The following is a 9,130-nucleotide window of genomic DNA, read 5'->3' on the forward strand; positions in this document are numbered from 1 at the left end:
TTTCGCTACGGCGCTACCCCCGCGCAGGGACGGCAAGCCTTCCTCAGCCCGCCTTGGCCTTCGCCGCCGCACCCTTGCGCCTGGGTGTCGGCTTGCCGTGGCCCGCCGACTGGATGCTGTGCGCCTGGATGATCGCCTGCAGCAGCCCCGGAAACCGCTGCTGGATCTCCTCGCAGCGCGTGGTATTGAGCATTTCCACGCCGCGACGTTCGCTGCGGATCAAGCCCGCTTCGCGCAGCGCACGGAAATGTTGCGACAGGGTGGATTTGGGAATGGTGCGGTCGTCCAACTGCAGGAACGCCGAGCAGGTGTTGGCGCGCTCGGCGCAGGCCAGCCGGGCGTAGATGGCGGCCCGCACCGGGTCGGACAGGGCGTGCAGGATGCCCTCCACGGTGATGTCTTCGATGGACGGGTGGGTCAGCGGCCTCATGGTTTCATTTTAGCAGGCCTTGAAAACTAGTTCATAAGTTCGTATGTTGCGAACTATTGAAGTTTAGACCTTCTTCAGCCTCTCCCAACCTGACTTCCCACAGGAGCCGTCATGAGCAAGCTCAAAGGTAAAGTTGCTGTCGTTACGGGTGCGTCCAAGGGCATTGGCGCCGCCATTGCCAAGGCGCTGGCCGCCGAAGGCGCGTCGGTAGTGGTGAACTACGCGTCCAGCAAGGCGGGCGCGGATGCGGTGGTCGCCGAGATCGAGAAGGCGGGCGGCAAGGCCGTTGCCGTGGGCGGCGACGTGTCGAAGGCCGCCGACGCCAAGGGGATTGCCGAGGCGGCCACCAGGCACTTCGGACGCCTGGACATCCTGGTGAACAATTCCGGCGTCTATGAATTCGGCGCGCTTGAAGAGATCACCGAGGAACACTTCCACAAGCAGTTCAACGTGAACGTGCTGGGCCTGCTGCTGGTGACCCAGGCCGCTGCGGCGGTGATGGGCGAGGGTGGCAGCATCATCAACGTCAGTTCGCTGGTCACCCGCGTCGTGCCGCCACACAGTGCCGTCTATACGGGTACCAAGGGGGCGGTGGACGCGATTACCGGCGTGTTGTCGCGCGATCTGGGCCCCCGCAAGATCCGCGTGAATGCGGTGAATCCGGGCATGGTCGAGACCGAGGGCGCCCACGCTGCCGGCTTCATTGGCTCGGACTTCCATGCCGGCGTCGTGGCACAGACCCCGCTGGGCCGCATCGGCCAGCCAGACGACATCGCTTCCATCGTCAGCTTCCTGGCCTCGGACGACTCGTACTGGCTCACCGGCGAGCTGCTCTATGCCGGCGGCGGCATGCGCTGAACGACCACGGGCACGCCTCCGGCGGAGGCGTGCCTTGCATGCGTGGGCTTGACGCAGCGGCGTGGATTATCAGGCTCCCCGCTGGCCCGATCCGCGGCTGGCGGTGGTGAGGAGACAGGTCCATGACGGCGACTTCGGAAGCACGTGGAGTGGAAATGTGCCGGTCTGCGCTCGACGTGCGGCACACCGTGGAGAAGCTGGTCCAACTGCTCGACGAACACGGCATCACGCTCTTTGCCCGCATCGACTTCAGTGGCGATGCGGGGCGCGCCGGTCTGAGCATGCGTCCCGAACAGCTGCTGCTGTTCGGCAACCCCAAGGCCGGCACGCCGCTGATGCAGGTGGAGCCGCTGACAGGCCTGGACCTGCCGTTGAAGGCCCTGGTGTGGGAGGACGAACTCGGCACCACCTGGGTCGCCTGGAACACCCCCGATTACATCGTCACCCGGCATGGCTTGCCGGCGTCGGCGGGCACGGCGCTGGCCGGCGCGTTCGGGTTGATCCGCCAGGTGCTGGGCTAGTGATACGGGCTGCCGCTCGACCTTCGCGATAGCTGACGCGGGCAATCCAGTTGCGCTGCCGCCGTGCCAGGCGGCTGGCCTTGTCCTCGTTGCCGAAGCTCGCAGCCACGTGTTGCAAACGCTCCGGGCCGACGTCTTCCAGTGCGTGGACGCTCACCACGGCGTGCCATTGCCCATCGATCTCGCACAGCACGGCCGGCACCACGCCGCAGCGCTGGCACACCAGGAATTGCGCCGAATGCGTGCCGAACGTGTAGCGCGTGAGTTGCGTGGCATCGCGCACGCGCAGGTCGAGCTCGCCATCGGGCGTGCCCGTCCAGACGCCACCATGCTTTCGGCAGAACGTGCAGTCGCAGGCGCGTGCCGGGATCTTTTCCGGCTCGGGCTCCCAGGCCAGTGCGAAATGGATGTTCCCGCAGTGACAGCGACCTTCGAGCAGCATGGTGCACTTCCTGGCGTGACGGAAACTGCAGCTTAGCCATCCGTTCGACCCGGCGCAGCAAGGGGCCGGGAGCCCCAGGAAAAAGCCCCGCTTCGTGATGAAGCGGGGCCTGTGGTCGATTCGCGCGAAGCTCGGGTTCAGAGTTGGCCGATCACCAGCTGCACCAGCAGGCTGCTCACCGAGACCGCGGCCCACACGCCCAGGCCCAGCAGGATCGGACGCGCGCCGGTGGAAGCCATCTTGCGCAGGTTCGCGGAGAGGCCAATGGCGGTCAGTGCCACGATGATCAGGAACTCGGCGGCCATGTGCAGCGCCGGCTGGATCACCACCGGCACCAGGCCTGCGGTACGCACGCCCGAAGCCACCAGGAACCACAGGATGAACCAGGGGAAGATCCGGCGCAGGCTGAAATCGGTGGCGCCCTGCTTCTTCTGCTTCCACGCGGTGGCGAAGGCCAGCGCCAGGCAGATCGGGATGATCAGCGTCGCGCGGGTCAGCTTGACGATGGTGGCGTAGTCGCCCGCCTGCTTGCTGAAGCTGTAGCCCGCGGCCACCACGGAAGAGGTGTCGTTGATCGCGGTGCCGGCCCACAGGCCAAAGCCGAGGTCGGACAGGTGCAGCAGATGCCCCAGCAGCGGAAACAGCAGCACCGCGACCAGGTTGAACAGGAAGATGGTGGAGATGGCGAACGCGGTGTCGTGCTCGTCCGGTTTGATGATCGGCGTGACCGCCGCGATGGCCGAACCGCCGCAGATGGCCGTGCCCACGCCGATCAGGATCTTCAGCTTGTCGTGCACCTTCAGCGCGCGGCCCAGCAGCCAGGCAGTGAGGAAGGCCACCGTGATGGTCACCAGGGTCACCGACAGCGATTCCAGGCCCGTCTTGGCCACCTGATCCAGGCTGAGACCAAAACCCAGCGCAATGATCGACCACTGCAGCACCTGCTTGCCGGCGAACTGGATGCCCGGCGTATAGGTGCCGCCGGGCGCCACCGTATTGCGCACCAGGATGCCCAGCACGATGCCGAACACCGGGCCGCCGATCAGCGGGGCGAGCTTGCCCAGGCCCAGCGCCGCGGCGGCGATGGCTGTGGCCAGCAACAGGCCGGGGAGGCGCTGGGATAAGGAAGGGGCGGGGGGGGCCGGAATGGCGGTGGCGCTCATGCTGTTCTCCTGCAACACGGCTATTGTCCGGCGGTCATGTAATCAATAAAATTTTGAATAATTGATTCATTCGATAAGAACTATTGATGATCAACATCAGCCCGCGCCAGCTCGAGGTATTCGTGCAGATCGCACGCCTTGGCAGCGTGCGCGCCGCCGCCGAAGTGCTGCACCTCACCCAGCCGGCCGCGAGCATGGCCCTGGCCGAAATGGAGCGGCAGCTCGACGCGCCGGTGTTCGCGCGCGAACGGGGTCGCCTGCGGCTGAATACGCGCGGCCGCGAGCTGTTGCCGCTGGCCCAGGAACTGCTCGAGCGTTACGCCGAGTTCGGCCGGGTCGGCTGCGGCGGCGACACGGAGCTGGGTGGCGAGTTGCGCGTGGGCGCCAGCAATACGGTGGGCAATTACCGCGTGGGCGAATTGCTGGGCGATTTCGTGCGGGCTCATCCGCACGTGTCGGTGCGCTTGCGCGTCTCCAACACGGCCGAGATCGTGGCCGCCATGCTCGACCACGCGCTGGAGCTGGGCTGCGTGGAAGGGCCGGTGGCCCACCCCGCGCTGGAAGTACAGCCCTGGCGCGACGACGCGCTGGTGGTGTGCGCGCCGCCCGATCATCCGCTGGCACGCAAGCGCCGCCTGCAACCGGACGACTTTGCCGGCGCGCGCTGGGTGTTGCGCGAACCCGGCTCGGCCACGCGCAGCCTCAGCGAGCGCGCCTTGTCCATGCTGCCGGCCGGCGAAACCGTGCTGGAACTGGATCAGGCCGAAGCGATCAAGCAGGCGGTGATCGCAGGTCTCGGCATCGCCTGCCTGCCCGAAGTGGCAGTGGTCGATGCCGCGGCCAACGGTCGGCTCAGGGTGCTGAGGACGCCATTCCTCGACCTGCAGCGCAAGCTGTCGCTGCTGCTGCACCGGCAACGTTATCGGGGAGCCTTGATCGAGGCCTTCCTCGCCAGTGCAGACGGTCGCGGCTGACCTCACTGCACCAGCAGGAGCACACCCTGCGCAGCAGCGACGACATGGCACCGCGGCCGTCCACAGGGCTGGCCCCTACAGGGGACGAACGTATCTTCGGGAGCGTATCAACCGACGATGTCGGACAGCAGCGCTTCGGCTTCCTCATGCGTGCGCGAACGCAGGATGCGCGGAGCGTTGGCGCGCAGGTTTGCACGGTCCAGCGTGGCGAGGCGGTCGCGCACGTGCAGCAGTTGGCTGGGGTGCATGCTGAATTCGTTGAGGCCCAACGCCAGCAGCAGCGCCGTGAAGTTCACGTCGCCGCCGATCTCGCCGCAGAGGCTCACCGGCTTCTTCGCGCGGCGGCCTTCGGCGATCACGTAGGACAGCAGACGCAGCAGCGCCGGCTGCAGCGGGTTGTAGATGTTGTCCAGCGCATCGTTGCCACGGTCGGCCGCCAGTACGTACTGGGCCAGGTCGTTGGTGCCGATGGCAAGGAAGTCGGCGTGCTCGAGCAGCGCGCGCACGTTGATCGCCGCAGCCGGCACCTCGATCATCGCGCCCAGGGCCAGCTTCTCGGGCAGGTCGACGTTCTCGCGCTTGAGTTCCTGGCGTGCCAGCTTGAACAGCGTGCGTACGGCGATCAGTTCGTCCGGCTGGGTCACCATCGGTACCAGCACGCGCACCGGGCCATAGCAGGCAGCGCGCAGGATGGCGCGGATCTGCGTGGTGAACACCGCGGGATAGCGCAGCGACAGGCGCACGCCACGCACGCCAAGCGCCGGGTTGTCCTCGCCGCGCAACACCAGGCCGGCGGCGTCGGCCTTGTCCGCGCCGAGGTCCAGCGTGCGGATGGTCACCGGCAGGCCGCCCATGCCCAGCACAAGGTCGCGATAGGCGATGAACTGCTCGTCCTCGGTGGGCAGGCCCTTCTGGCGAAGGAACAGGAATTCGGTGCGATACAGGCCCACGCCATCGGCGCCGCGCGAGCGGGCCATGGCGATGTCGGGCGGCATTTCGGCGTTGGCCAGCAGGCGGACCTCGGCGCCGTCCCGGGTGCGCGTGGGCACGTTGGCCAGCGTGGCCAGGCGGCGCCCTTCCTGCGCCGCCTCGCGCTGCCAGGCGCGGTAGCGGGCCAGATCCTGCGCGGTGGGATGCAGCACCGCTTCGCCGCGCTCGGCGTCGAGCAGGATCAGGTCGTCGTCGTGGATGGTGGACAGCGCATCGCGCGCGCCGACCAGCATGGGCAGGTCCAGGCTGCGCGCGAGGATGGCGCTGTGCGAATACGGGCTGCCGGAACTGGCCACCACGCCGAGCAGGCCGCTGCCGGCCAGGTGCGCCATGTCGGCGGGCGCAATGGTGTCGGCGATGAGGATCTCGCCCACTCGCGCGGCCAGCTTGCGCTCCTCGCGGCTGGTTTGTCGCTGCAAGGCCGAGATGACCCGGCTGATGACCTGGTCGACGTCTTCCTTGCGCGAGCGCAGGTAAGGGTCATCCATCGCCTCGAACACCGCGGCCAGTCGATCGCGCTGCTTCTTCAGCGCCGCGCCGGGGCGGTAATGGCCGATGCGCACCAGGTCATCCAGGCCGCGCAGCAGTTCGGGGTCATCGAGCAGCAGGCTGTGCGCGTCGATGAACTCGTTGACCTCGCGCGCGAGCGCGCCATGCAGCTTGCCACGCAGTTCGCGCAGCTCCTGCCGGGCGGTTTCCAGCGCGTGGTGCAGCTTGGCCAGCGCCTCTTCGACTTCGTCCTCGCCCAGCGGGCGGGTATCCACCAGATAACGGCTGGGCTGCACCAGGCGCGCACGACCCAGCGCCATGCCCCTGGCTGCCGTGGTGCCTGTCAGTATCTGTCTCATGCATACCCTCCTTGGCGGGATGGCCGGTCCGGCCACGCGTAACGCCGGCATCCGGCCAGCGTGTCGAATCCCGAACGGAAAAGATCGCACGACGCAGCCCACCGGGCCGTGAACACGGCCTCAAGGGGCGCGGCGCGAGCGATCTGTTTCCCCACTCAGGCTCCTTCGTCGAACTTGCGGTTGAACAGGGCGACCACGGCATCGAGGGCGGACTCCTCGTCCGGACCCTCGGCGCGTACCGTCAGCGGCGTGCCAATGCCTGCCGCAAGCATCATGACGCCCATGATGCTCTGCGCGTTGACCTCGCGGCCCTTGCTGACCAGCCAGACGGTGGATTTGAAGCCCTGCACCAGTTGAACCAGCTTGGCCGAGGCACGGGCGTGCAGGCCCAGCTTGTTGGAAACGACAATCTCTTGTTCACGCATGATCGATGAAGATTCCCCCGCGGCCACCGCTGGCCGCAATTTCCGCCAGTTCATCCAGCGGCTTTTCCGCATAGTTGAGTACGCGCAGCAGCATCGGGAGATTGAGTCCCGATACGCAGCGCAAGCGCACGCCGAGCGCGCTCAGCGACAATCCGATGTTGCAGGGCGTGGCGCCGTACAGGTCGGCCAGCACCAGCACGCCATCACCCTCGTCGAGCGAGCGGGCGTGGCGCGCGGTAAGCGTGCGCATCACGTCCGGGTCGGCCTGCGGCGGTACCTCCACGGCCTCCACGCGCAAGGGCAACTTGGGCAGCACGTGGTGGGCAGCCGAGATCAGCGCCTGGCCGACCGCCTCGTGCGTCATCAACAGCACCCCTACGCTCATGACGGCTTGCCGCTCCGGTTTGTAGGCATCAACAGCATGACTATCACTCGAGCTCGCGATGGAAGGTAAGCACGCCGCTGCGCAGCGCACGGTAATGGGCGGCCAGTTTTTCGACCAGATAGACCGAGCGGTGGCGACCGCCGGTGCAGCCCACGGCAATGGTCACGTAGCTGCGATCGTCGGCATCGAAGCGGGGCAGCCAGGTGTCGAGCCAGCGCGCGGTGTCGGCGAAGTATTCAGCCACCATCGGTTGTTCATCAAGGTAGTCGCGCACCGCTGCGTCCTTGCCCGACAGCGGGCGCAGGGTGGGTTTCCAGTGCGGGTTGGGCAGGCAGCGCGCATCGAACACGAAGTCGGCGTCCAGTGGCAGGCCGCGCCGGAACGCGAACGACTGGAACATCAGGGTGAGCCCTTCGGTGGCCTCGGCATAGCCGGTGGCGATCAGGCGGCGTAGCTGGTGCACGTTCATGTCGCTGGAGTCGATCACCTTGTCGGCGATCGCGGAAAGCGGGCGCAGTACGCGGCGCTCCTCGGCGATCGCGTCAGCCAGCGACAGGCCCTGCCAGGACAACGGGTGGCGGCGGCGCGTTTCCGAATAGCGCTTGATCAGCACGTCGTCGCGGCAGTCCAGGAAGATCAGGTGTGCGTGCACGCCCGAGGAGGCCAGCTCGGAGAGGATGGCCGGCATGCGCTGCAGGTCTTCGCCGGGATTGCGCACATCCACGCCCACCGCGATGTTGCGGCGCTTGCTCTCGACATTGCGGCTGACCGCGGCCACCAGCTGCGGCAGCAGGGCGGTGGGCAGGTTGTCGACGCAGTAGAACTCCAGGTCCTCCAGCGCGCGCAGCGCCACCGTCTTGCCGCCGCCGGACATGCCGGTAAGCACGATCAGGTTGATCGCGTCCGGGTCACGGGTGATGGCGGAAGGCGTCGTGTCGCTCATGGCTCACCAGGGAGGCAGGCGGCGCATCTGGTGCGCCTGCCGGTCGATGAAGGTCTGCGCCGGGTCGATGCCCTTGCTCTTGAGCACATGGTTGCGCACGGCGGCCTCGACCAGCACGGCAAGGTTGCGGCCGGGCGCCACCGGGATGGTGATCATCGGCACCGGCACCTCGAAGATCTCGCGATGGCCGATGTCGCCGGTAAGGCGGGTGAGCCCGTCGGTGTCCTCGCCCTCGCGCAGCGGCTTCAGGTGCACCACCAGGCGCAGGTACTTGGAAGGCTTGACCGCGGTGTGGCCGAACATCTCGCGCACGTTGAGCACGCCCAGGCCGCGTACTTCCAGCAGGTCCTGCAGCAGCTCCGGGCAGGTGCCGTCGATCACGTCCGGGGCGATCAGGGTGAACTCGGTGGCGTCGTCGGCCACCAGGCGATGCCCGCGGCTGATCAGTTCCAGCGCCAGCTCGCTCTTGCCCGAGCCGGACTCGCCGGTGATCAGCACGCCGATCGAGAACACCTCGAGGAACACGCCATGCAGGGTGATCTTGGGCGCCAGCATGCGCGCCAGGTGGTACTGCATCCAGGTCAGCAGCTCATGGCCACGCTTGGAGCTGATCCACAACGGCGTGTTGGTTTCCTCCGCCACCTCGCGCAGGTCGGTGGGGATGGGCTGGTCCTTGGTCACGATCATCGCCACCGGCTGGTAGGCCGCGATCTTGTTGATCGCCTCCCAGCGCTGGCGGGACTCCAGGCTGTCGAGGTAGTTCAGCTCCTCGGTGCCGATGATCTGGATCTTGTTGGGGTAGATGACGTTGAGGTAGCCGATCAGCGACGGACGGCGCGTCGTGGTGGCAGCCTGCTCGAGCACGCGCGACTCTCCGCGCATGCCGGAAACCCAACGCAGCGCCATGCGCTCGTGGACACCATCGTAGAGTTGTCGGGCGGTCAGCCGGTCCAAGCCATATCCTTTGCGCCGCAGGAGACCCCGCACGGGTCCGGGCGGCTACATGGACATTGTGCCAGTTCGCACCGGCGGGTGCCTTGGATGGCGGAAAACCGGGGAGGGAGGTGGCCCGCCCCGGGGGCGGGCCGCTGTGTGGTATTCACAACTCCGAGACGACGAGAGAGGCAGACATGGGCGCGGGAGGGGTGGGG

Annotated in this window: 11 protein-coding genes; 3 read left to right on the top strand and 8 right to left on the bottom strand. The window is 67.1% G+C overall.

The genetic code is table 11. The features are described from left to right. Positions 1 to 43: 43 nt before the first annotated feature. Entirely contained in the window at positions 44 to 430 is a 387-nt protein-coding gene (locus DVU99_RS14155; RefSeq protein ID WP_114240870.1) for a helix-turn-helix transcriptional regulator, read from the bottom strand. Positions 431 to 541: 111 nt separating this feature from the next. Between DVU99_RS14155 and DVU99_RS14160 the strand changes: the two genes are divergently transcribed. Continuing rightward, positions 542 to 1,288, top strand: coding sequence for a glucose 1-dehydrogenase (locus DVU99_RS14160; protein WP_114240871.1), 747 nt, complete (start codon positions 542 to 544; stop codon positions 1,286 to 1,288). 122 nt (positions 1,289 to 1,410) lie between these two features. Beyond that, entirely contained in the window at positions 1,411 to 1,809 is a 399-nt protein-coding gene (locus tag DVU99_RS14165; protein ID WP_114240872.1) for a DUF302 domain-containing protein, read from the top strand. Here the strand turns inward: DVU99_RS14165 and DVU99_RS14170 are convergent. Beyond that, on the bottom strand, positions 1,730 to 2,251 hold the full coding sequence (locus tag DVU99_RS14170; RefSeq protein ID WP_198670335.1) for a GFA family protein: 522 nt from the start codon (positions 2,249 to 2,251) through the stop codon (positions 1,730 to 1,732). The two genes, DVU99_RS14165 and DVU99_RS14170, sit on opposite strands and share 80 nt — an antisense overlap. A gap of 137 nt (positions 2,252 to 2,388) precedes the next feature. Further along, on the bottom strand, positions 2,389 to 3,414 hold the full coding sequence (locus DVU99_RS14175) for a YeiH family protein (RefSeq protein ID WP_114240873.1): 1,026 nt from the start codon (positions 3,412 to 3,414) through the stop codon (positions 2,389 to 2,391). Between the two features lie 86 nt (positions 3,415 to 3,500). On the opposite strand from DVU99_RS14175, the gene DVU99_RS14180 reads away from it, so the two are divergent. Further along, complete coding sequence (locus DVU99_RS14180; protein ID WP_114240874.1) at positions 3,501 to 4,388, top strand: LysR family transcriptional regulator; 888 nt, start codon at positions 3,501 to 3,503, stop codon at positions 4,386 to 4,388. Positions 4,389 to 4,495: 107 nt separating this feature from the next. Here DVU99_RS14180 and ptsP read toward each other — a convergent pair whose 3' ends face one another. The 5 genes from ptsP to hprK all read right to left on the bottom strand — a co-directional run bounded on the left by ptsP (position 4,496) and on the right by hprK (position 8,933). After that, the gene (ptsP, locus tag DVU99_RS14185; RefSeq protein WP_114240875.1) at positions 4,496 to 6,226 is read right to left on the bottom strand and encodes a phosphoenolpyruvate--protein phosphotransferase; all 1,731 of its coding nucleotides are present in this window, start codon (positions 6,224 to 6,226) and stop codon (positions 4,496 to 4,498) included. A 155-nt stretch (positions 6,227 to 6,381) separates the two neighbouring features. Beyond that, positions 6,382 to 6,651, bottom strand: a complete 270-nt coding sequence (locus tag DVU99_RS14190; protein ID WP_114240876.1) for an HPr family phosphocarrier protein — start codon at positions 6,649 to 6,651, stop codon at positions 6,382 to 6,384. Beyond that, on the bottom strand, positions 6,644 to 7,036 hold the full coding sequence (locus DVU99_RS14195) for a PTS sugar transporter subunit IIA (RefSeq protein WP_114240877.1): 393 nt from the start codon (positions 7,034 to 7,036) through the stop codon (positions 6,644 to 6,646). Before DVU99_RS14195 ends, DVU99_RS14190 begins: the two co-directional genes overlap by 8 nt. Positions 7,037 to 7,079: 43 nt before the next feature. Further along, positions 7,080 to 7,979 (bottom strand): RNase adapter RapZ, encoded by a 900-nt coding sequence (gene rapZ / locus DVU99_RS14200; protein WP_114240878.1) that lies wholly within the window; start codon positions 7,977 to 7,979, stop codon positions 7,080 to 7,082. A gap of 3 nt (positions 7,980 to 7,982) precedes the next feature. Beyond that, positions 7,983 to 8,933, bottom strand: a complete 951-nt coding sequence (gene hprK, locus DVU99_RS14205) for an HPr(Ser) kinase/phosphatase (protein WP_114240879.1) — start codon at positions 8,931 to 8,933, stop codon at positions 7,983 to 7,985. Between the last annotated feature and the right edge of the window lie 197 nt (positions 8,934 to 9,130).

Source organism: Dyella sp. C9, assembly GCF_003332825.1.
GTDB lineage: Bacteria > Pseudomonadota > Gammaproteobacteria > Xanthomonadales > Rhodanobacteraceae > Dyella.

What these genes read in the sequence shown, in the direction of transcription:
- DVU99_RS14155 (WP_114240870.1), bottom strand. Translation starts at nt 430, where the DNA reads ATGAGGCCGCTGACCCACCCGTCCATCGAAGACATCACCGTGGAGGGC.
- DVU99_RS14160 (WP_114240871.1), top strand. Translation starts at nt 542, where the DNA reads ATGAGCAAGCTCAAAGGTAAAGTTGCTGTCGTTACGGGTGCGTCCAAG.
- DVU99_RS14165 (WP_114240872.1), top strand. Translation starts at nt 1,411, where the DNA reads ATGACGGCGACTTCGGAAGCACGTGGAGTGGAAATGTGCCGGTCTGCG.
- DVU99_RS14170 (WP_198670335.1), bottom strand. Translation starts at nt 2,251, where the DNA reads ATGCTGCTCGAAGGTCGCTGTCACTGCGGGAACATCCATTTCGCACTG.
- DVU99_RS14175 (WP_114240873.1), bottom strand. Translation starts at nt 3,414, where the DNA reads ATGAGCGCCACCGCCATTCCGGCCCCCCCCGCCCCTTCCTTATCCCAG.
- DVU99_RS14180 (WP_114240874.1), top strand. Translation starts at nt 3,501, where the DNA reads ATGATCAACATCAGCCCGCGCCAGCTCGAGGTATTCGTGCAGATCGCA.
- ptsP (WP_114240875.1), bottom strand. Translation starts at nt 6,226, where the DNA reads ATGAGACAGATACTGACAGGCACCACGGCAGCCAGGGGCATGGCGCTG.
- DVU99_RS14190 (WP_114240876.1), bottom strand. Translation starts at nt 6,651, where the DNA reads ATGCGTGAACAAGAGATTGTCGTTTCCAACAAGCTGGGCCTGCACGCC.
- DVU99_RS14195 (WP_114240877.1), bottom strand. Translation starts at nt 7,036, where the DNA reads ATGAGCGTAGGGGTGCTGTTGATGACGCACGAGGCGGTCGGCCAGGCG.
- rapZ (WP_114240878.1), bottom strand. Translation starts at nt 7,979, where the DNA reads ATGAGCGACACGACGCCTTCCGCCATCACCCGTGACCCGGACGCGATC.